20 protein-coding genes and 3 pseudogenes are annotated in these 20,722 nt (G+C 49.6%); 6 read left to right on the forward strand and 17 right to left on the reverse strand.

What is annotated here, in order from left to right; genetic code table 11:
- Window positions 1-61 precede the first annotated feature (61 nt).
- The 16 genes and pseudogenes from BN6628_RS22795 to BN6628_RS22860 form a co-directional block, all read right to left on the reverse strand.
- Window positions 62-538 carry a YfbM family protein gene (locus BN6628_RS22795; protein WP_068620864.1) on the reverse strand — a complete coding sequence of 159 codons (477 nt, stop codon included), beginning with the start codon at window positions 536-538 and terminating at the stop codon, window positions 62-64.
- A gap of 29 nt (window positions 539-567) precedes the next feature.
- The gene (locus BN6628_RS22800; RefSeq protein WP_068620866.1) at window positions 568-813 is read right to left on the reverse strand and encodes a zinc ribbon domain-containing protein; all 246 of its coding nucleotides are present in this window, start codon (window positions 811-813) and stop codon (window positions 568-570) included.
- Window positions 814-1,056: 243 nt separating this feature from the next.
- A complete protein-coding gene (locus BN6628_RS22805) occupies window positions 1,057-1,575 on the reverse strand; it encodes a hypothetical protein (RefSeq protein ID WP_068620868.1) in 519 nt (172 codons plus the stop codon).
- Window positions 1,576-1,708: 133 nt separating this feature from the next.
- Entirely contained in the window at window positions 1,709-1,846 is a 138-nt protein-coding gene (locus BN6628_RS26230; protein ID WP_148449310.1) for an isochorismatase, read from the reverse strand.
- Complete coding sequence (locus BN6628_RS22810) at window positions 1,843-2,487, reverse strand: HD domain-containing protein (RefSeq protein ID WP_068620870.1); 645 nt, start codon at window positions 2,485-2,487, stop codon at window positions 1,843-1,845. The genes BN6628_RS26230 and BN6628_RS22810 overlap by 4 nt, the downstream gene beginning before the upstream one ends.
- Before the next feature lie 12 nt (window positions 2,488-2,499).
- The gene (locus BN6628_RS22815) at window positions 2,500-3,105 is read right to left on the reverse strand and encodes a hypothetical protein (protein WP_068620872.1); all 606 of its coding nucleotides are present in this window, start codon (window positions 3,103-3,105) and stop codon (window positions 2,500-2,502) included.
- Between the two features lie 13 nt (window positions 3,106-3,118).
- Entirely contained in the window at window positions 3,119-3,586 is a 468-nt protein-coding gene (locus tag BN6628_RS22820; RefSeq protein ID WP_068620875.1) for a GNAT family N-acetyltransferase, read from the reverse strand.
- 203 nt (window positions 3,587-3,789) lie between these two features.
- On the reverse strand, window positions 3,790-4,437 hold the full coding sequence (locus tag BN6628_RS22825) for an HAD family hydrolase (protein WP_235847687.1): 648 nt from the start codon (window positions 4,435-4,437) through the stop codon (window positions 3,790-3,792).
- A gap of 12 nt (window positions 4,438-4,449) precedes the next feature.
- Window positions 4,450-4,740, reverse strand: a complete 291-nt coding sequence (locus BN6628_RS22830; RefSeq protein WP_068620879.1) for a YciI family protein — start codon at window positions 4,738-4,740, stop codon at window positions 4,450-4,452.
- A gap of 56 nt (window positions 4,741-4,796) precedes the next feature.
- Window positions 4,797-4,889: pseudogene (locus BN6628_RS25785) on the reverse strand (tautomerase family protein); the annotation flags it as partial.
- 40 nt (window positions 4,890-4,929) lie between these two features.
- Window positions 4,930-5,457: a YfiT family bacillithiol transferase gene (locus tag BN6628_RS22835; RefSeq protein WP_068620881.1), complete on the reverse strand. Its 528-nt coding sequence runs from the start codon at window positions 5,455-5,457 to the stop codon at window positions 4,930-4,932.
- Between the two features lie 95 nt (window positions 5,458-5,552).
- Window positions 5,553-7,136 (reverse strand): response regulator, encoded by a 1,584-nt coding sequence (locus BN6628_RS22840; RefSeq protein ID WP_068620883.1) that lies wholly within the window; start codon window positions 7,134-7,136, stop codon window positions 5,553-5,555.
- The gene (locus BN6628_RS22845; protein ID WP_068620885.1) at window positions 7,108-9,045 is read right to left on the reverse strand and encodes a cache domain-containing sensor histidine kinase; all 1,938 of its coding nucleotides are present in this window, start codon (window positions 9,043-9,045) and stop codon (window positions 7,108-7,110) included. Before BN6628_RS22845 ends, BN6628_RS22840 begins: the two co-directional genes overlap by 29 nt.
- A 68-nt stretch (window positions 9,046-9,113) precedes the next feature.
- Window positions 9,114-10,778, reverse strand: coding sequence for an extracellular solute-binding protein (locus BN6628_RS22850; protein WP_068620887.1), 1,665 nt, complete (start codon window positions 10,776-10,778; stop codon window positions 9,114-9,116).
- Between the two features lie 113 nt (window positions 10,779-10,891).
- Window positions 10,892-11,779 carry a carbohydrate ABC transporter permease gene (locus tag BN6628_RS22855; RefSeq protein ID WP_068620889.1) on the reverse strand — a complete coding sequence of 296 codons (888 nt, stop codon included), beginning with the start codon at window positions 11,777-11,779 and terminating at the stop codon, window positions 10,892-10,894.
- A gap of 17 nt (window positions 11,780-11,796) precedes the next feature.
- Window positions 11,797-12,768, reverse strand: a complete 972-nt coding sequence (locus tag BN6628_RS22860; RefSeq protein WP_068620891.1) for an ABC transporter permease — start codon at window positions 12,766-12,768, stop codon at window positions 11,797-11,799.
- Window positions 12,769-13,110: 342 nt separating this feature from the next.
- Between BN6628_RS22860 and BN6628_RS26485 the strand changes: the two genes are divergently transcribed.
- The 3 genes from BN6628_RS26485 to gdhA all read left to right on the forward strand — a co-directional run bounded on the left by BN6628_RS26485 (window position 13,111) and on the right by gdhA (window position 16,361).
- Window positions 13,111-13,266 carry a hypothetical protein gene (locus BN6628_RS26485; RefSeq protein WP_187386152.1) on the forward strand — a complete coding sequence of 52 codons (156 nt, stop codon included), beginning with the start codon at window positions 13,111-13,113 and terminating at the stop codon, window positions 13,264-13,266.
- A gap of 336 nt (window positions 13,267-13,602) precedes the next feature.
- A complete protein-coding gene (locus tag BN6628_RS22865) occupies window positions 13,603-14,526 on the forward strand; it encodes a GNAT family N-acetyltransferase (RefSeq protein ID WP_068620893.1) in 924 nt (307 codons plus the stop codon).
- A 455-nt stretch (window positions 14,527-14,981) separates the two neighbouring features.
- On the forward strand, window positions 14,982-16,361 hold the full coding sequence (gdhA, locus tag BN6628_RS22870) for an NADP-specific glutamate dehydrogenase (RefSeq protein ID WP_068620895.1): 1,380 nt from the start codon (window positions 14,982-14,984) through the stop codon (window positions 16,359-16,361).
- Between the two features lie 117 nt (window positions 16,362-16,478).
- Here gdhA and BN6628_RS22875 read toward each other — a convergent pair whose 3' ends face one another.
- Entirely contained in the window at window positions 16,479-17,405 is a 927-nt protein-coding gene (locus tag BN6628_RS22875) for a glutamate biosynthesis transcriptional regulator GltC (RefSeq protein ID WP_068620897.1), read from the reverse strand.
- Window positions 17,406-19,187: 1,782 nt separating this feature from the next.
- Between BN6628_RS22875 and BN6628_RS26995 the strand changes: the two are divergent.
- The 3 genes and pseudogenes from BN6628_RS26995 to BN6628_RS22885 all read left to right on the forward strand — a co-directional run.
- Window positions 19,188-19,565, forward strand: a pseudogene (locus tag BN6628_RS26995) (tetratricopeptide repeat protein); the annotation flags it as partial.
- A gap of 84 nt (window positions 19,566-19,649) precedes the next feature.
- Window positions 19,650-19,865, forward strand: a pseudogene (locus tag BN6628_RS27000) (response regulator transcription factor); the annotation flags it as partial.
- Between the two features lie 66 nt (window positions 19,866-19,931).
- Window positions 19,932-20,591, forward strand: a complete 660-nt coding sequence (locus BN6628_RS22885) for a DUF4386 domain-containing protein (protein WP_068620901.1) — start codon at window positions 19,932-19,934, stop codon at window positions 20,589-20,591.
- The last annotated feature ends 131 nt before the right edge of the window (window positions 20,592-20,722 follow it).

Below are 20,722 nucleotides of genomic sequence, written 5' to 3' on the forward strand. Positions count from 1 at the left end.
CCCCCTTCTGCCCTCTACCCCCATACAAGCCAGGAGTTGGCCACCTGAATCAGTCCCGCAACTATGAAATTAGCAGCAGCATAGCGCTGCCGCTTCTCACAGCTTCCATATAGTACTCTTTGAAATCTGAATAATAAGAAAGTACATAGTCCCTTTCACCCGGCCCCGACCAATTGTCAAAAGGATAAATCTCCAACTGATTCATCGCGTCCGGGTCATACCTTGTCATAAGATCGTCTTCTGTAATGCTTACTAACGTTAGTGCAACCTCTTGTACCTCCTTGCTGGTCAAATACCTGATCTGGCCATACCCTAGATCTTCGCCTATTTCGGCACCCCCAAGAATAGCGTTAAAGAGAGGAGGCTCACCCTCCCAGGCGCTGCCGTTCAGTAAGAAATGAAGGGCGTGCCAAGACTTATCCAAATCAAGCCCCGGCTCCTCCTCATTTCGAATCACATCCTCAGGGTCCAGATCCCCCTTGAGGATTAAATCAAGAGTCTCTTCGGGTATCCGCTTTAGAATTCCGGTCATCCCCATCCTTCCTCGCTCCTTTCCTTCTCCTTTACCTAACCTCCGAACAAAATATCCATTACCGTACCGAGCTTGCCGGATTTATGTCCACGCAGCACATCCGGGTCATACACTTCCACGATTCCACAATGGGTGCAGGACACGAACAAATAATGGTTGTGCTCGATATCAAACACCTTGCTCAGCCCCGTGCCGCTCATAGCCACCTCTTTCACCTTGCACTCTGTATGCCCACACCGCGAACATGTAAATTTGTTCATGATCATATCTTCAATTCTCATACTTAAACCCCTCTCTTTGTCGGCTTGCCCCATAAGCCGCAGCGAAGCCAGTCTTATTCAACAACACATCATTTATATCTACGGACCTCGGATAGATTAGTTGCTGGTTGGTCAATGTTCACTGCAGCAGCTCAATGCCAATCGAAACCGTGACTCCCACCAAGAAAACATTCCGGTTACTCTTTAGTACCCCCTTGTTTCCTAAAATGAACCCCGCCGGTTCCCAACCATTGGAAAATCTTGTTATGCGGCACCCGGAACATACAGTTCTGTTCCCAGTACCTCATACGATAAGATAGCATTGACTGGCATGATGTCAGGCGCACTGTTCTGATGCCGGCCTTCCTCGATTACAACCCGAATATCGAGTTCTTTCAGATACGTGCCTTGGCCAGTGCTTTCCTTAGACAGCTTGACTGTGTACATGCGGTGCTCCAAAGAATCAATTTCCCACTTGACCCACTCTCCATCGAACTTAAAGCCGGGTGTAATCCGCTCTGCACCTGTCTGATTACCCTCCTGGACAAGTTGGCCAAGATAGTAAACTTTCTGCCTGTCTTTAGAGAGAAGAAACTCCGCTCCATCAGCAAGACTCAGGCTAACAACAATTCCATTATTCGGTTCATTCTTGATATACTGCCTTACAGCTTCGTCCCGGGTGTTGAAGAGCTTTATCGACTCTCTAGCTGGCGTCTCCTCTGAGCTGCATCCCGACAAACTCGCCAGCAATACGGCTATCGCTAATAACAGAATCCTTCCCAATCCTAAGCCCCTTTCTCCGTACAGATTGACTTTCCTCTTATCATATAAAAAACACGGCCCGGCTGTAGATCGTTACGGATCTACAGCCGGGCCATGCAGTGTGAAATTTGGGTATGGTTTTATTTTAGCAGGGTTAAAAAGGAATTACTGCGCTATTCTTCACATCTGCGAACATTTGCAGAATCCGGTTATGATGGCGGATAATCTGCTGTGCACTAAGTCCGCCTCCATCCCAGGTACTGCGGACATCATGGACCCCCTTCAACATCATTGCTCTATTCCCCATTCAAGATAGAACTGCTTTAAATACAGCTCCATGAATTTATGGCGCTCAAGGGCAAGCTCCCGGCCATACGCCGTGTTCATAAGATCTTTCAGCTTAAGCAGCTTATCATAGAAGTGGTCAATCGTAGCCCGGTCACCGCTTCGGTAGTTTTCAGGAGACAGCTCCTCATATGCGCCGGGATTATACATAACCCTTCCCCGGGAGCCCCCGTAAGCAAAAGTTCTTGCGATCCCGATTGCCCCGATGGCATCCAGACGGTCCGCATCCTGAACGATCTGTCCCTCAAGCGTCTTCATCGGCGGATTCTGCCCGCCGTTATACGACATCGTTGAGATAATCTCAACAACCGAGTCAATGACATCCCTGTCTTCCACATGTTCACTCAACCAACCGTGGACCTTGGCCATCCCGGCTTCCTTCGAATCGTTAAGCTTCTCATCCGCAATATCATGAAGAAGTGCGGCAAGCTCGCATATATATACATCGGCCTGCTCCTTATCAGCAATGCGCAGGGCCATTCGCCTTACCCGGTCAATGTGCCACCAATCATGTCCGCTGGGATCAGCCTCAAGTTCCTTCTTAACGTACTGCTCGGCCGCCTCAATAACACTGCGTCTGTCTTTCATTAGTCCTCCTAATTAATCCGAGAAATATCGGCTTAACATCTTTAACCACCATTCTTCTTTGAGCAAATACGGACCATCAACCGGTATAATCAAATAACCCTCTTCCGGCTCTATTGGAGCATCCAATCCTGTATAGATCAGGTCAACTACCAGGGACAAAGACGACTTCAGGCTCCCATGCAGTTGTTCAAGCTTTTGCATATACCGTTCTATCCTCGGAACGCTTTCCCAATAATACATAGCTATTTGCCCACCAGCAGGCATGTTCCACCATCTATTAAACGCAGGCCAGTTATCCACACAAGCCTGTCTTAATAGATCCCCTTCGAGGTCAGAGAATTGCTGATCAGCAAGCCCCATTCCAGGTGAATATCTGAACCCCTGACCTTTGCTTTGCGATTTATACATAACTATAGCGTTCCACCAGACATCCCACTGGCGCTTCAGCTCATATCGTTCCTTATCGGGGATGGGCAAGGGATGAGGTGGCCAGAACGTCTGGCCCAGTTCACCTGATTTGGTGAACAGCCCATAGGAGCAGCCGACATAGATAGGGAAATTCAATACGAAGTCCCCTGACAAAGAGGCCTTCCAAGTCTTTTTTGGTGAATCACCCATGCTCTCCCTCCGCTCAAAGTGCCTTCTCATAAATGATAATCGGCTTCTCACCCATCTTACCGTTCTTCACTTCGCGGAATCCCATTCGCGTCCAGAACTGCTGAGCTGGCTCATTGTCCACGAGCACCCCGATTCGGAAAGACGACACGCCTCTTTCCCGCATAAGCTCACAATATCGGGCAAGCGCTTGACGGGCGTATCCCTTCCTTTGAAACTGCTTATGAATGGCCAGCAGCCCCAGCCAAGGGTATCCGTCATTTGGATTCTCCATAATCCAGTCCATAACCCCTATATATTCATTGTCTACCTGAAGCAGAACCCGCTCGGCTCCGAGCTTGGACGATTCATTCATATCATCGAGAATGTCCTGCTCAGTAAGCTCCTCCTTATCATTCGACATCAGGTTAAAAGCCCGGTTTGAATTCATAATCTCTACTTCGACCCGAATCGTCTCCGGCGAGCATGCCACGAAGTTCAGCATTTCTATCCTCCATCAAATCATAGTTCGCTTCAATGCCGAGTGTTCTTCCGCCCCCTCTTGTCTCCGAAATGCTTGAACTAGATATTCCGTGGGGCATTTCGGAGACAAAGGCGGACGCTCCGCTGCTTCAGAGCCACTAGTCCTCTCTGCTGAGAGCGGTTGGTTCTAACGTTCATTTTATATAGTGTTTAAACATCCCGCCGTTACATACGGCTGAGGTCATCCAAATTGATATCACGAATTGAACTTACAATCAGATCGGCACGGGACAGATCCTGATTGCCCGAGTTCACATTGACATACCCGATACATTTCATACCTGCCGCCTTGGCTGCGGTAACTCCATGCGAGGAGTCCTCCAGCACCACACAATCTTCCGGTTTAACTCCAAGCTGCTCGGCTGCTTTGAGATATACATCCGGCGCTGGCTTGCCCTTCGGAACCTCTTCCCCGCTTACGATACAATCGAAATATTCGGTCAATCCGAATTTAAGCAGAACTTCCTTAATAAATTCCGGTGAAGAAGAGGAGGCGATACCCACTGGGATTTGACGCTGCTTCAGCCCCTCAATCACCTCTTTGATGCCTTCGATCGGCTCAAGCTCAGAGGCTCTTAAAGCCTTGATCTTGTTCTCCAACTGGTAAGCCAGAATCTCCTCTACCGGATGGGCCAGCTTATACTCATTTCTAATCACATTCCACATCTCAGGTGCGGTCATGCCTACATAACTCTCCAGCTGCTGCTGGGTAATTTCGGCCCCAAAATATTTGACTGTACCGATCTCGACCTCAAAATGAATCGGTTCGCTGTCGATAATGACCCCATCCATATCAAAAATAAAAGCTTTCAATATATTCGCCTCCTAATTGTCCATGAAACACGCAAAGCGCTCATCAAATTTAGTAATGTGAAACTCGGTAATGTCATAATCGGCAAGCCCCTGCTGATGAAAAGGGTCCTCCTTAAGGATGCCCTCCAGCTCTTCCCTGGATGCCGCCTTAGCTAGAATAATTCCCCCGGTTCTCGGAACCTTTCTTCCGGAGAAAATAAACCTCCCTGCCTGGTAGTGCCTGTCCAGAAACCGGGCATGTTCGTCAAGATATTGATCCACGGCCTCCAGGGGCTGGCGGTAGGTAAGATTGATTATAAACATTTAGGGAGCTCCTTTCTCTCTGTCTAATTCTCATGGTCATGCCGGGAGTCCCTTCCTTACACATCCACCTTATAATTCAGCGTAAGCTCATCGTCCGGCAAACCCCGGATTCCCCAATGATGCTTCGGGGTTTCGAAGCTTGTAATCTTCGACCACACAGATCTGAATCACCTCAGACAACTGGATGTCTTAGATATTCAGCCTTTCTCTAAGTGTAGTGATATGTGCCGTATGATGCTTGCCGTGCCACGCGTAATTACCCAGACTATAATCCAGGCTGATCCCCCTCTTTAATTCAGGGTGGTAGAAGGTTCTCTTATAATCGGACTCCCCCATCGACCTCAGCAAGATTACCCATCTCTCGTGCAGGGCCTTCAGAAGCTGTAATGAAATATGTATATCAGAGGTCAGCGCATCCGGAAGATTAGACCACCGCTCCTCAAAATATGGCTTGATTTCAGGCTCTTCCTCGGTCAGAGCCAGCTTAAAGCGGGTATACGCATGCATATGGCTGTCAGCCAAATGATGCACCACCTGCCTTACGGTCCAGCCTCCCTCGCGGTAAGGCAAATTCAGCTGATCTTCGCTTAGCCCCAGGGTGGCCTCAGCAAGCTTGGCCGGGAGCTCATCTATCTCCTGAACCCAAATCTCCCTCTGGGCAGATGAATTGTCGCCGCTGCCCTCATATTGCCCAATCGGATATCTGAAATCTGTCATGTCGTTAATCCCCTCTCTTTCCCGCTTAGATTTCACTCCTTCAGTGTACCAGACTGCCTCCTGGCTGGAAATATAAAGAAACCCGCTGCCGCGGATTAATCCTTCTGAACCTGCACCGATACCGCCAGCTTGGCCCTGTATTCCTGGGGAGTAATTCCTTCTATCTCCTTAAATACGCGGGTAAACTGCTTGGTGCTTTCAAATCCTACAATTCGGCTGATTTCAGTCAGCTTCAACGAAGAATTGTTCATTTTATCCTTGGCGTGGCGGATCCGTACCTTTTTTAAATAATTCACAAAGCTTTCGCCTGCGGCAGCCTTGAAAGCCTCACTGAAGTAGGAGTAATTGAGCGATACGTAGTTGCTCACCATCGCCATGTTCAGCATACGATGATAGTTTTCCTCAATATAGGCAAAGGCCTTCCTCATATCGGCCTGACCCGAGTGCACGGAGCTGATCTGCCTGATATAGTCATTCAAGCAGATCAAGAGATGCTCCAATGTACGGTAATACGCGTGAAAATGACGGAAGTTGTACAAGCTTCCCACCCGGCGGTACATTTTCAGCAGCTCTATGGAAGCCTCTCCGTATATGCGGAACACTTCATCCAGCACCCGTTCATTAATTTCACGGCTCACTCTTTCTAAATAAGAAATGCTGATCTGGGGCAGCTGGTTGGTCTTAAAAATGGCCTGAAGATGGTCCTTGATCTCCTCTTCCGGCTTCCAGCCAAGGAGATTCCCCAGCTTGCGGATGTCCTCTGCCGGTATCGGCTCCTCCTGCCGGTTTCGTTCCTGAATGGATTCATACCGGACATAGTTCCCGTGAGACAGGGTAAACACATACTTTTGTGCAGTCCGCGCCTCCTCATAACACCGATAAATATCCGGCAATGCGTGCCCCTCACTGCTGATTCCCATGACGACACCGCCGAGACCTTTTGCTTCAGCCTGCTCGGCTGCGGTCTGAAAGGCTTGGGGCTGGGAGGTAATCCACACCATTCTCCCTTGGGCGTCAAGCACGCCCGCTTCATAATCCGCCCCTGCCTCCTTTACCAGCTTGTCGCCAAGAAGTCGAAGTTCATCACGTTTCATCCACCCTTCATCCTCACGAATATACGTTAGCACGACCACTTGAAACGGAAGCTTATAATCCGGGAACCCGATCTGCTGTCCAATGGCCGTCAGTTCAGGGGCAGACAACTCCCCGCCGCCTAACAGGAGTTGCAGCCGACTGGACCTCAGCTCGCGCCGGAACTTCTCGGACTCGGCGAGCTGCTGCTTGATCCGGATCCGGCTCTGGCTTTCCTCCTCAATCCGCTCCAGCACGGCATACAGCTCTTCACGACGGATCGGCTTGAGAAGGTACTCTACAACCTGATACCGGATAGCCGTCTTGGCATATTCAAATTCATCATAACCGCTGAGAATCACAAGAGTTGGCCTTTCCCCGGTCTCCTCCTGGCTCAGCTGTTCCATCAGTTGAAATCCATCCATTCCAGGCATCCGAATGTCAGTCAGGATGATATGGGCAGGCTGCTGCCTGTGCATGTCCAGGGCTTCTTGTCCGTGAATAGCCGTCCGAATCTCATATTTTCCCGGATACTGCCGTTCAATCATCACCTGAAGGCCCTGCCTGATATTCTTCTCATCATCCACGATCAATAATTGTTTCTGCATGATGAATACCACCTCCTGTAAGCAGCCGTTTCGGGATGCTCATATTTACGGTTGTGTACCTTCCCTCTTCACTCTCCACACGCAGTCCAAACTCGGGACCATAGAACAGTCTGAGCCGCTGATGAACATTAAGCAGCCCGATCCCCCCAACTCCGGCTTTCAGCTCTGTAGAGGAGATAGAGGCTGAGGACGCAAAGCCTGACCGCTCATGCCCGGCTTCCTCGCAGCGTTGATTTAATAAAGCAATCCTGTCTTCGGGTATCCCCTTTCCGTTATCAGTGATAGAGATCTGTACCCTTCCACTGCCGCTTTCTTCGGCGCGAATGGTAATCCTATGATCAGATGATCCATCTTGCTCCTCCCAGGCATGCTTAACTGAATTCTCAACAATGGGCTGAAGGGATACCTTCAGTACTTCCAGCTCCATATATTCGTCCGGAATTTCAAGCTGGAGCTTAATCGGCTCCTCAAAGCGGATATTCATAACCTCAATGTAGTTTTGGATATGCCTAATCTCATCTTTTAGTTTCACATATTCCCCAGACCACTTGAAATTGTAGCGCATCATTCCTCCAAGCGAGGTCAGAGCATCGGAAATCTTGTACTGGTTCTCCATCTCAGCCAGCATCTTAATGTTCTCCAGCGTGTTGTAGAGGAAATGGGAATCAATCTGGTTATGCAGGGTGCGCAGCTCCGCTTCTTTGGACAAGGCCTGCTTGCGTACCGACTGGGCAATCAGCTCATTAATCGTCCTCATCAATTTATTGAAATGATGGGCAAGCTCGCCAACCTCGCCACCCCCACGGATTTCAATTCCCGTGTTCAGCTCGCCTTTGCGCACCTTCTTCATTGTTTCCGTCAGCCTCTTCAGGTTCTTCAGGATGAACGCATTGAGAATATAAGCGATCAGCGTGACCAGGACAATAAAGCCGACATTCGCACCAATGATCATATTACGGATCGTGGAAATGTCGCGGAGCACACCTTCAAGCGATACTACATTCAGCAGATACCCGTCGATCTGCTCCAGCTTTCTATAGGTAAGCAGATAAGACTTTCCATTCTCTCTGTATTCCTGATTCCACTTATGGGTGTCCCGAAGCATGCGGACCCGGCTCTGAATGGCCCCCGCCAGACCGGGACTGGTCTTGCCGAGCCGGTTATTTCTATTGGTGAACAGCTCCAAATCTGAGTCAATCAAATACATTTGGGATTCGTTGTCCTGTCTGCCCGAGAACGTCTTTGAAGTAAAGTGGGTCAGAAGCATATCCACCTGGATCAAACCCGCGTGATGGCCTGCGGGAATATTCATTTCCCTAAGCAGAGACACTTTGGGCGTTGTGTCCGGCGCCTGGGGAGTGAACCGCTGCATAATTTCCGGATCGCTATGCTGGAAAACCCACAGCTCCTGATCTCCCAGGCCGGCAGCCTTAGGGAACCAGGGCTCCTTCCTCACCCGATCCTCCCTGAAAATAATCGGCCAAATTTCATACACCTGCCTGCTGCTGGAGAACAGTCTAAGATGCTCGATATTGGGGTTATTGACCTGAATACGGGTTAAGTTGGCAAAAGCGCTCTCATTAAACTCTATGAGCTCCTGGGTGTTCGGGTCGGTATCACTCGTCAGGTAATTGATCACATCCCTATCTGAAATGGCCAGCTGGGCTGCTCTCTCCAGCACTTCCACCTGGTTGGAGATATGGAGCTGCTCCATTTCCAGCAGGTTCTCGCTCTTCTTGAGCGTATCTCCGATATAAGTTTCATTAATCGCACGAAAAGAATATACCGACACAATCAGCCCCGGTATGAGAACGATCAATATCGAAGCAGCGATCAGCCGGGTCTGTAGCGACCTGCGATCCCACCAATACTTGATCCCATGCAGAAGCCTTCCAAATTCCCCTCTCATGCCGACTCTCCATTTCTCTCCCGAATAACTCAAATACCCGCTGCAATGGCGGGTATTTGAAGAGCCCTTTAATTTATGAACTCTTTTAGCTTTTTCATATTCTCTTCATATTTGGCCTGTTTGTAGGCCTGAACCTTATCCATGCCATACTCTGCACGCTTCGCTAGATAGTCAGCCCAGATCTGGTCAAATTCCGCATCGGAACCCGCCATAAGCAGTTTGGGCAGAGTCTTGCCGCGAAGCAGTCCAATCTTGTTATTGATAATCCCTTCGGTAGAGTTCCCAAGCGGATCAAGCAGTTCGAACTGCGACCCGCTGACGATCTTGCCCTTTGTCCAATCTTCCAGCTGTTTGAACGGCTCAACTTGGGCAGGATTCCACTTTGTGGTGATATTAGTATTCATAAGCATCCAGAATGTAAAGGAAGCGCCATATTTCTTGTCAAAGGAAGAGCGGTCCTTGTTCAGGACCTCCAAGGCTTCCGGTTTGAATTGATCTTTGCCGTCAATTGTATCATACGTGACACCCTTCTCTCCCAGGAACAGGTCCTTGTTGCCCTCCTCACTGTTCAAGTAGCTGAGGAAGCGGATGGCGCGGGCTTTGTCCTTAACATCTTTGGAGATCAGAGTCACGGTCCATCCGGAAATGCCAGGACCATCCAGCTTCGGCGCATCCAGGTTGGCATTTGCAGGACCATCAATGGCGATATAGGCCGCTTCTGGATTGGCAGCGTACAGCGTGTTCAATTGGGCTGTAAAGTCTGAACGCTGATACAACATGGCAAAATACCGGCCTTGGGCAATCTTCTCCTCCATCTGCGGACGCTTGTCGATAAAGATGTCCTTGGACAGCAAGCCCAACTCATTCGCCTTGCGGAAGGTCTTGAGCCAGCGAACATACTCCGGATCGGTCTCCCTGTCATACAGCTTGCCGTCCTTCTCTTTCGGGATAGCCAGGAAATTCTGAATATAAGCCTCAAGCGAATAATTACCTTTCTCCGTGAATTCATGCAGTCCAAGTGGAATCAGCGCCTGCCCATTCACATCCGGAAATTTCTCCTTGGCCGCTTGCAGAGCCTTAAGGAATCCCTCTGGGGTCCGCATATCTGGTTTGCCCAGTGCCTCGTACATATCCTTGCGCACAGCAAACACCTGATTGCCTATATAGGTGTTCCCGTATTGCTTGTAATCTTCAGGAGAAGAGGAGGCATTTGGGTATCCATAGACTTTGCCATCCTTGGTCGTATACCAGGCCAGTTTGGCCGGATCGGACACCTTGAAGAAATAAGGGTCATACTCCTTGGCCAGCTCATTCAGCGGCAGAACGAGCTTGCCATCAATCATTCTCTGGAAGGCATCCTCAGTGTTGCCAAGTGTGATGAAGTCAGGCAGCTTGCCAGAGGCAATCATGGTGTTCAGCTTCTCATTCTCATTGCCGGCGGGAACGATGAAATTAATGTTCACACCGGTCTTTTTCGTAATATATTGCGAAGTGGGATCTACCCCCCATTTGTTCGGGAACCAGGAGAAATTAAGATACCAGTCAAAAGTAATTGGCGACGTATCGGCCTTCCAGCCCGGATCATTCTCGGTCAACTTGACCGCAGGCTTGCCGCTGTCCGTAGTCTCCCCGGCTTTCTTACTGTCCCCGGAGGAACATGCCGCCATAGAGAACATCATCATGATGGCCACAAGCAGGATCAGCATGGATTTAGGCGAATGCTTCTTGCTCATCTTTCTACCCCTTTTCAAATACAAATTTTAGGTTATCGCAACTCTCACCGGTCGATAGCGGCCAGAGGAATTACCTGGTTATGATGGCGATCCGTATGCTGTACAGACGCACCCTACCCTTTTATAGAACCGATCATCATTCCTTTAACAAAATACTTCTGCAGGAACGGATAGACAAACACAATCGGCAGTGTCGTCACCACCATGGTAGCCAGCTTGATCGATTGGGAGGTCACACTCTTGGTCAACCCACCCTGCACCGCATTCATCATCTGATTCGAACTGGACTGGGCCACAACCCGGTACAGATACGTCTGGATGGGCTGAAGATCTGTATTGTTCACATAGATCATCCCGGTAAAATAATCGTTCCATTGATACACGCCATGAAAAAGCGCAATCGTGGCTATTACCGGCATAGATACCGGAAGCACCACCTTCAGAAAGATCGTCCAGTCGTTCGCCCCGTCGATCCTTGCGGCCTCTTCAAGGCCCTCGGGAATCTCCCGGAAGAACGTCATGAAGATGATTAAGTCGAAGAAGCTGAATAAAGCCGGAACAATGTATACCAGAAAGCTGTCCAGCAGCTCCAGGTCCCGGATCAGCAGGAACGTGGGAATCAGCCCACCGCTGAAGAACATCGTAAAGGTGCCGAGCAGAATATAGATTCTGCCGCCGATCAGTCCCCTGCGTGAGAATGCATAGGCTACCATAGCCGTAAACAGGACATGGGCCACGGTCCCGAGCAGCGTCTTCGCTACCGTTACACCCATGGCGGTCATGATGCCGGGACTTGCGAAGACGGCTTTGAAATTCTCAAAGCTGATCATTCTCGGCCACCAGTAAATTCCGCCCCGCATGGCGTCAGCCCCGTTGTTGAACGAATTGACCAGCACGTACCAGATCGGATACAGAGTCACAAAGCAGATCAGCAGCATTCCGGTGATGTTAACCGCGTCGAAAAAGGCCTCGCCCTTCGTTTTGCGTTTAAGCGTAAGCATTCAACTAAGCCCCTTTCCTAAAATAGCGAAGTATTGTTCATCTTTTTGGTGATCCGGTTGGCAGCCAGCAGCAGAATCAGGGCAATGATTGACTTGATCAGGTTGATCGCGGTTGAATACGAATGCCGTCCGGATATAATCCCGGTCTGGTAGACATAGATATCAATCACATTGCTTGCGCTGTCATTCAATGAGTTGCGAAGCACCAGAATTTGGTCAAAATTAGAATTGAGCACCCCGCTCACAGCAAGAATGAACAAAATGCTGATCGTCGATTTAATGGCCGGAAGCGTGACGTACCACATTTTCTGAAATCGTCCCGCGCCATCAATCGTGGCGGCCTCATACATCTCCGGGGAGATGCTCGAAATCGCAGCCAGATAGATAATGGCTGACCAGCCAAGCTCCTTCCAAAGGTCCGATCCGATGACGATAGTCCAGAAATAGCCGGGCTCCGCCAGATAGGATACCGGCTTGTCTATGAGATGCAGAGCCATAAGAATATGGTTGATGATCCCCACATCCGCAAGCCAGGTTGCCAGAATCCCGCCAAGCACTACCCATGACAGAAAGTGTGGGAGATACGAGATCGTCTGGACGAATCTCTTGAACTTCACGGACCTGATCTCGTTCAGGAACAACGCAAAAATAATAGGCAGCGGGAAGCCGATCAGCAGCTTGAAGAAGCTGATGCCCAGCGTGTTCTTAATGACATTGCCCAGGCTTTCGTCTTCAAAAAATTCTTTGAAATGATCAAATCCAACCCATGGCGCATCAAGCATGCTTTGTCCAATGATGTATTCCTTGAAAGCAATGATGATCCCGTACATCGGAACATAATTGAAAATGATCATCCACGCCACCCCAAGCAAAGCCATCACCTGCAAATGCCGCTGGGAATACAGCCTTTGAAGCAGGCTTCGTTTGACCGCTGGCGAGAAGGGGCGCTGCTGCCCTGGGGATAATTCAGCCGTTACTTTCTCCTCCATGTTTGTCTCCTCCAGATGTTCTCTTATGTAAGCCTTTACATTTATATCCTAATTGTACTTCTCCCACTTAGGCCGCATAAGGCATCAAATTTCGTATTGGGGTACTCATTTTTCGGGTAACTTAAAGTTATATAAGTTGAATTATGAATTTACAGGTAAGGCAGCCAAGGGCAACCGTGTGAAATGTTCTTCCGATCGCTGTTGTTCCCAGATTTCTTGATTAAATTTATAAGGTAGAAGTCCGGTCACAAAGGCGAACGCTTCGCTTCTACAGAATCATTTCACACTATTGCCTATTAGCAATTCTTAAGTTCAATTATGTAGAAGAGGAGGCGGGTAAATATGAAGATTATAATTACTCAACAGGAAGCTGTGGAAAAAGGCGTATGGACCGAGGTCGCCAAAATGTTCGGGGTGCGGGAGGAGGATGAGATTTGGCCGAACGAACAATACATACTTACTGAGGAGCAGGCAAGACAGCTGGGGTTCATCAGTTAGACACGGCTTCTTTACCTCTACCTTGACTTGATGCGTTATATGTATGTTAAAACTTAATAAAAGCAAACAGAGAAAATAGCCCATCGGTTCAGAGTGAACTTGATGGGCTTCTTCCCGTTTTCAAGTTTCCCCCTAATCCCGGCCTTACGGCCTTCGTTTCCTCCCTTGACCCTGCCAAACACTTTAGCCCTTTCAAATGTGGAGAGAACATATATATAACGAACTTTCCAGACCCAATCGGAATGCCTGCATGGTAAACTATGGAATAAAATTACTTTCGGGTTAGTTGGCTTCTTGTGCATGACAACTCAGCCCGGAGTCACGGGGGTTACAATAATGGACTCATTTCACATTACGCCGGCCAGCTTGACCGATGCCCAAGCAATCACGGATTTGATCATCCTTTGCGATATCGATGAATACGGCGCACCGGACATCGTGCTGGAGGATACGCTGGATATTTTGCAGGGGCTGGACCTGGATAAGGATACATGGATTGTGCGCGCTCAAGGCGGCGCAGTCATCGGTTTTGCATTCTGCGAGAAGCAGTCGGGAGGCAGGCTGATGGCTTACGGTTATGTTCATCCGGAGTATAAAGGCCGGGGGATCGGTACAGAACTGCTCGAATTCCTGGAGAGAAGGGGCGGAGAGCTGTCACGGTCGGCAGAACGGGAAGATACGGTATGGCGGCTGTCGAATGTCATTCCTGCCTTAAATGAGCAGGCCCGTTCTCTGCTGCTGAGCCGGGGGTACGAATTCGTACGGCTGTACAGCCGCATGAATATCCAGTTCACCTCTGCACCACCCAAGCCAGCTGCGGTAGAGGCAATCTCAATCTCCCCATTCCGCCCGGGAATCGATGAGCATCAAGTCTTCAAGGCTTACAGCGATGCCTTCCAGGACCACCGTCTTTATAGTGAGACTACAGAGGAAGCTTGGCTGATGGAAAGAAGTGGTGAACATTATGACCGGAGCCTGTGGTTTACCGCACGTGAAGGGGACGAAGTGGCCGGATTTCTGATCAGCAAAAACTTTGGCGATCACGTCTTCGTTGACCTGCTTGGAGTCAGACGCGCCTACAGAAAGAGGGGAATCGCCCTGGCCCTGCTGCAACATGCATTTCAGGAAGCCTACCGCCAGGGCATTACTCAAGTGCTGCTCAGCGTGGACGCGGAAAGCCCTACCGGTGCGCATAGGCTGTATAAGCAGGCAGGTATGGAGGCCCTCTTCCAAATGGCAATGTATGACAAGGTCATTTAACCAGAGAGATACATTGACCTGTATTAGTTATGGCATAAAAGGCTGCGGTTCTCCGCAGCCACAGCCTCATCTCGCTCATTCTCCTACTTGAATACTGCCTACGTCGGCGATAGAATCTTTGATATAGAGAGCTGCTTGATCCCTATTCTTCAGTATCATGCATGTCCGGTATGATAAATGTCATAGCCATCCATTCCTTCTTACTCCCCTTTCCTCCACTTCCCTTATCCCCAGCAGTCTTTCCAAGGGTCTGTTCCCTCTGAAAACTTACACTCGCTGTAAAGTTCATCTCATTTAGTCATCAAGTTCATCTAAATAAAGTTTTGTTTCACATTTATGGAAATAATAAAATAAATTAAGTCTATTTAAACCCGGAGCAAATTCAGGCCGCTCGTTATATCTTGCCGATTAACTCTTTAACGCGGTCAACTATTAAAGAAAGGTGGTTTTTATTAATGGCCCAAATCGATTACAATACGTCCGTTCTGGCAGAAGCCCAGCAATATGTGAATGAGGTCTACGAGACTGTCACCAAGCGCAATCCTGGTGAGGAGGAATTCCACCAAGCTGTTAAGGAAATCCTAGACTCCCTGGCACCTGTATTCGCTAAACATCCAAAATATCGTCAGCACAGCATTTTGGAGAGAATTGTAGAGCCTGAGAGATTGATCTCTTTCCGCGTACCTTGGATTGATGACCAAGGCCGTGTGCAGGTTAACCGCGGTTTCCGTGTTCAGTTCAACAGCGCGATTGGACCTTACAAAGGCGGTCTTCGCTTCCACCCATCCGTGAATGCGAGTATCATTAAGTTTCTCGGCTTCGAACAAATCTTCAAGAACTCTCTGACAGGGCAGCCGATCGGGGGAGGCAAGGGTGGATCAGACTTCGACCCTAAAGGCAAATCTGATAACGAAATCATGAAATTCACCCAAAGCTTCATGACCGAGCTGTTCAAATACATTGGACCGGATGAGGACGTTCCCGCAGGGGACATCGGCGTTGGTGCGCGGGAGATCGGTTATATGTTCGGACAGTATAAACGTCTTCGCGGCGGCAATGAAGCCGGTGTTCTTACCGGCAAGGGGCTGACCTACGGCGGAAGTTTGACCCGGACTGAAGCAACTGGCTATGGCCTGGTATATTTCACTCAGGAGATGCTAGCCTCCAAAGGGGAAACGTTCGAAGGAAAGACCGTTGTCGTCTCTGGATCGGGGAATGTATCGATCTACGCCATTCAAAAAGCACAGGAGCTCGGAGCTAAGGTCGTTGCGGCGAGTGACTCGAACGGTTATATCTATGACCGGAATGGCATTAATCTGGCCACCCTCCAAAGACTTAAAGAGGTAGAGCGCAAACGGATCAAAGAATACGTTAATGAGCATCCGGGAGCGGAGTACTATGAAGGCTGCAGCGGCATCTGGACGATCCCATGTGATATTGCCCTGCCATGTGCAACGCAGAACGAAATTGACGAGCAGGCAGCCAGAACTTTGGCAGCCAACGGCGTTAAGTATGTCGCAGAAGGCGCCAACATGCCTTCCACACTGGAAGCTATTGAAGTGTATCTGAACGAAGGCATTTACTTTGGGCCGGCCAAAGCAGCGAATGCGGGCGGCGTAGCCGTCTCCGCGCTGGAGATGGCTCAGAACAGTGCAAGACTTGCCTGGTCCTTCGAAGAAGTCGATGCCAAGCTTCACGTGATTATGAAGAACATCTATGATAACAGCGTAAAAGCTGCCGAAGAATACGGTCATCCGGGCAACCTCGTTGTCGGCTCGAATATCGCCGGCTTCCTGAAAGTCGCGGATACCATGATCGCCCATGGCGTAGTCTAATCCAGACCCGCTTCAAGCCATCATAAGAAAGGCTGTTCCCTTGGCATAGAGCCATGAAGGGGACAGCCTTTTTGTTAGCTTAAATCTCTCATCATATTAACACTGGATTCCTTACCATCAGGACTCTACTACCGGTTCGGGATCGAACCGGTGTCCGAACACACTGGAGAACGGTTTCAGGAAATCATAAAACAGCTTCTCGGTTGGAGGTAGCTCACGGTTCGCCGGCACAATCACACCCACCTCACGGGTAACGCTCGGTTCACGCAGTGGCAGCGCGACAATCGACGGCGGAAGGCTTTCGCTCAGCGCAATTTCCGGCAGCAGCGTGATGCCCAGACCTGCGGACACTAGGCCCTTAATGGCATCCAGATCGTCTCCTTCAAAAGTCACCTTCGGCTCGAAGCCAATCTGCTTGCATGAGCTCACAACAATATCCCTCAAGACAAATCCCTCCGGGAACAAGACGAAGGAGTCCCCCGACAGCTCGCTTAGATGAAGGGAGGAGCGGCCCGACAGTGGATGGCCTGAAGGCAGCAGAGCCACAATGTTCTCCTGGAACAGCGTCTCACTGCGGATCTGTCCTTCGCTCGGAGGCACCGGACCCATCAAAGCAAGGTTCAGATCGCCTTTGCTGACGGAATCGATTAGCTCGCGGTAAGACCCGTGCTTAAGCTGGAAGTTCACGCTTGGATAGCGGTCACGGAACGCCGACACTACCGTCGGAATCATCTGAGCAGCAAGACTGCTTGGGAAGCCGATGCATACCGTCCCCCGCTCCGGGTCAAGATATTCCTCAATCTCCTGCTTCGCCTTCTCGATCACTTTGGTCAGCTGCTCCATGTGCCCAAGGAACATCCGCCCGACCGGCGTCAGCTTCACCCGCCGTCCTTCATGGATGAACAGATCAACACCCAGCTCCGCCTCCAACTTGAAGATCTGCCGGCTCACCGCCGACTGCGACACGTGTAGGGCATAAGAAGCTTCCGTCACATGCTCCAGCTTGGCCGCTTCCATAAAGTATTGGATTTGTCTCAGTTCCATCTGTCCACCCCTTCTATTCGAAATCCTTCCATTCTATGTAATATATATAATTCCCATTATAGCGTTAACCCTAGGTTCAGGCTACACTACAGCAGAAAAAAAACCACGCAGGGAGAAAAAATCCACCCTGCGTGTTAGGTTATATCCTGGACGCATTAACAGAGCCATAATTGTTTAAAGAAAATAAAGTCTTGGACTGAAAAATAAAGTATTAGATTGGCAAACGCCCCATTAAGCTAACCAAGCAGCCGATAAGTAGAATGGGTTCCTTGATTTCCATTGAAGCTGAACCAACAGCTCTTGTATAATATATTTATGTTAACTCCCATAATAGCCACCAAATTTTATATCCCTGCGCCTCGGCCGAAAGCGGTTCTACGCCAACGGTTAACCGAAAGGCTGAACAAGGGTTTGTACCGAAAATTGACCCTTATTTCTGCACCAGCGGGCTATGGCAAAACGACTTTAGTTAGTGAATGGCTCGCCGACTGCGGGCGGCCGGCCGCATGGCTTTCGCTCGAACAAGGGGACAATGAACTTACGCGCTTTTTAACCTGTATGATCTCCTCTCTTCAGACTATAGAGGAGAATATAGGGGAAGGTGTGCTTTCTGTGCTTCAATCACCTCAACCCCCACCGACCAAGTCGATTCTGACGGCTCTTCTTAATGAACTCGCGGCCATTCCGGCTCCTTTCATCCTCGTCCTTGACGACTACCATGCGGCGAATTCGAAAGGGGTCAACGAAGCCGTATCCTTTCTGCTTGACCACCTTCCCAAGCAGATGCACCTTATGATAATGACCCGTGAAGACCCTAGTATTTCCCTGCCGCGGTTGCGGGTTCGGGACCAATTAACAGAGTTGCGCGTTGCTGACATGAGATTTACACTTACCGAAGCCGAAGCTTTTTTTAACCGTGCAATGAATCTTAACCTGTCCATGGATAACATAGCCGGGTTCCAATCACGTACCGAAGGCTGGGTTGCGGGTCTGCACTTGGCTGCGATCTCCATACAGGAAGATGATGACGCCGAGCGGCTCCTTCGGTCTTTCACGGGCAACCACCATTTCGTGCTGGATTATCTGGCAGAAGAAATTCTGCATCGGCAACCCGAGGCCGTACAGGCCTTTTTACTGCGGACATCGCTCCTCGACCGACTGTGCGGATCGCTATGCGATAACCTTATGCTCAATCCCGAGGTTTCCGGAAAAGAGATATTAATCGATCTTGATCGTAAGAATTTGTTCATCATTCCCTTGGATAAGGAACGACGTTGGTATCGTTATCACCATTTGTTCGCGGATATCCTTCGCAGACGGTTACAGGAAAGTCACGACGGGAGCCAAATTGCGGATTTGCATAAACGAGCGAGCTTATGGTATGAAAACAACGGTTTCGAGATCGAAGCGTTTCGCCATGCCGTAGAATCGCGGGACATAGAGCGCAGTTCACGCCTGCTTCAAGGCGATGGGATGCCTCTACATCTACGAGGGGCCACTGGAATTTCGCTCAACTGGCTGGAGTCGCTGCCTGCCTCGGAACTGGATGCCAGACCCGCGTTATGGGTGATCTATGGTTCAGCTCTACTGATTGCAGGCAAGCCGTCGGGGGTCGAACACAAGCTGCGAGCGGCAGAGGCGGCCTTGGAAGGCGCGGAACAAGACGTCAGCGTCAGGGATCTGATCGGATTAATCGCGGCGACTCGCGCCACATTGACATCCTTAGCTTTGACTGATGATCAGCATGGTACCGAACGAAAACTTCAGGCAGCCGAAGCGGCCATGCAAGTCACGGGGCTCGAAGACAAGACCGATGAACTTGTCGGGTTGATTGCGCCTGCAAGCGATGCTGAGGTAAGAGGAACACACGGAATAGACAATGTTATTGCCCAATCACGCCGTGCGCTCGCGTATCTTCGACCGGATAACCTCCCTGTTCGGACGGCGTCCGCTTGGATGCTGGGCGTCGCCTGCCAGCGGCGGGGAGATTATGCCGGGGCATGTGAAGCCTATAACGAAGTCATATCGAATAGTCAAAAGATAGGTCATCAACTGATGGCTGTAATGGCCATTATTGGAATCGGTCAAATAAGGGAAGCGGAAGATCGGCCCGATCTGGCGGCAGAGTGTTACCGAGAGGCTCTGCGGCTTGCCGGCGATCTGCCGCACCCGGCTCTTCAAGAAGCTCGAATGGGTCTGGAGCGCGTGCATCGGGTCCTCGAAGACGGAATGAAAGGCACACAGATCGAGCCGCTCAGCCAACGCGAAATCGAAGTGCTCAATCTTATAGCGAAGGGACTCTCCAATCGTGAAATCGGCGAGAAGCTCTTCTTGGCATTAGATACGGTGAAAGGTCACAATCGAAGGATTTTCGAAAAACTTCAAGTGCAAAGACGCACGGAAGCGATTGCCCGTGCCCGAGAGTTAAACTTGTTAATAAACACTCCTAAACCACACTAAAGTGTCTACAGGCCCATTCCTCTTGGAGCTATACTGCTTATAAAATTAGCCAAGAGGAGATAAAGCATGAAAAAGAAGGCAAGAGTGGCAGGGGCATTGTTTTTGGTGTCGACGGTTGCATACCTGATTGGAAGCGGAATGATGGATTCTATTTTACATCGGACGGATTTACTCGCCAGTATGTATCCCGATCGAACAAACGTGTTTGCGGGATTGTTCTTGGAGTTGATCAATGCCATAGCGGTTGTGGGGATTGCCATGCTTCTGTACCCTATTTTAAAAAAGCAGAATGAAGCGTTTGCGTTGGGGTATTTCGGTTCCCGGATCATGGAGTCTGCGTTGCTTATCATCAGTTTAATCGGTCCGCTTGTCCTCATCGCGTTAAGCAAAACATCCATTTCCACAGGAACTTCCGGTGATTCATACTTGCAAACGATAGGAAATTTAGTGGTGGAAGCTCATTTCATGCTATTCAAAATGGCTATGATCGTGCTGAGCGTAGGCAGCTTGTTGTTTTGTTATATCCTCTATCGATCGAGATGGGTTCCTCGATTGTTGTCCGTCATCGGTTTTATCGGGTATACGGGATTGTTGGCGAGCAGTTGTCTGTCGATCGCCGGCCTAGATTTAGGAACCGTTTTCTATATTCCAGGAGCCATATTTGAAATCGTTTTACCAGTTTGGCTCATAGTTAAGGGATTTAATCTGCGCACAGAGGAAACCTGATTTTTAAAGCTTCACCAATCGTAAACCTGGCCTCTACTCCGCTATCGGAGAACTATAGTTGAACGCACCATGGAGCAGTTGCCGCCGGCAGCTGCTCTATTTTTATTGCGCTAACGGGCAGTTTAGCGTAA

It is taken from the genome of Paenibacillus tuaregi, assembly GCF_900086655.1.
GTDB classification, from domain to species: Bacteria; Bacillota; Bacilli; order Paenibacillales; family Paenibacillaceae; genus Fontibacillus; species Fontibacillus tuaregi.

Excerpts from the sequence above, each read along its gene's own strand:
- BN6628_RS22820 (WP_068620875.1), bottom strand. The coding sequence starts at position 3,586 with ATGCTGAACTTCGTGGCATGCTCGCCGGAGACGATTCGGGTCGAAGTA.
- BN6628_RS26485 (WP_187386152.1), top strand. The coding sequence starts at position 13,111 with ATGAAGATTATAATTACTCAACAGGAAGCTGTGGAAAAAGGCGTATGG.
- BN6628_RS22860 (WP_068620891.1), bottom strand. The coding sequence starts at position 12,768 with ATGGAGGAGAAAGTAACGGCTGAATTATCCCCAGGGCAGCAGCGCCCC.
- BN6628_RS22835 (WP_068620881.1), bottom strand. The coding sequence starts at position 5,457 with ATGACAGATTTCAGATATCCGATTGGGCAATATGAGGGCAGCGGCGAC.
- BN6628_RS22830 (WP_068620879.1), bottom strand. The coding sequence starts at position 4,740 with ATGTTTATAATCAATCTTACCTACCGCCAGCCCCTGGAGGCCGTGGAT.
- BN6628_RS22850 (WP_068620887.1), bottom strand. The coding sequence starts at position 10,778 with ATGAGCAAGAAGCATTCGCCTAAATCCATGCTGATCCTGCTTGTGGCC.
- BN6628_RS22855 (WP_068620889.1), bottom strand. The coding sequence starts at position 11,779 with ATGCTTACGCTTAAACGCAAAACGAAGGGCGAGGCCTTTTTCGACGCG.
- BN6628_RS22845 (WP_068620885.1), bottom strand. The coding sequence starts at position 9,045 with ATGAGAGGGGAATTTGGAAGGCTTCTGCATGGGATCAAGTATTGGTGG.
- BN6628_RS22840 (WP_068620883.1), bottom strand. The coding sequence starts at position 7,136 with ATGCAGAAACAATTATTGATCGTGGATGATGAGAAGAATATCAGGCAG.
- BN6628_RS22800 (WP_068620866.1), bottom strand. The coding sequence starts at position 813 with ATGAGAATTGAAGATATGATCATGAACAAATTTACATGTTCGCGGTGT.
- BN6628_RS22865 (WP_068620893.1), top strand. The coding sequence starts at position 13,603 with ATGGACTCATTTCACATTACGCCGGCCAGCTTGACCGATGCCCAAGCA.
- BN6628_RS22795 (WP_068620864.1), bottom strand. The coding sequence starts at position 538 with ATGGGGATGACCGGAATTCTAAAGCGGATACCCGAAGAGACTCTTGAT.
- BN6628_RS22815 (WP_068620872.1), bottom strand. The coding sequence starts at position 3,105 with ATGGGTGATTCACCAAAAAAGACTTGGAAGGCCTCTTTGTCAGGGGAC.
- BN6628_RS26230 (WP_148449310.1), bottom strand. The coding sequence starts at position 1,846 with ATGATGTTGAAGGGGGTCCATGATGTCCGCAGTACCTGGGATGGAGGC.
- BN6628_RS22875 (WP_068620897.1), bottom strand. The coding sequence starts at position 17,405 with ATGGAACTGAGACAAATCCAATACTTTATGGAAGCGGCCAAGCTGGAG.
- BN6628_RS22810 (WP_068620870.1), bottom strand. The coding sequence starts at position 2,487 with ATGAAAGACAGACGCAGTGTTATTGAGGCGGCCGAGCAGTACGTTAAG.
- BN6628_RS22885 (WP_068620901.1), top strand. The coding sequence starts at position 19,932 with ATGAAAAAGAAGGCAAGAGTGGCAGGGGCATTGTTTTTGGTGTCGACG.
- gdhA (WP_068620895.1), top strand. The coding sequence starts at position 14,982 with ATGGCCCAAATCGATTACAATACGTCCGTTCTGGCAGAAGCCCAGCAA.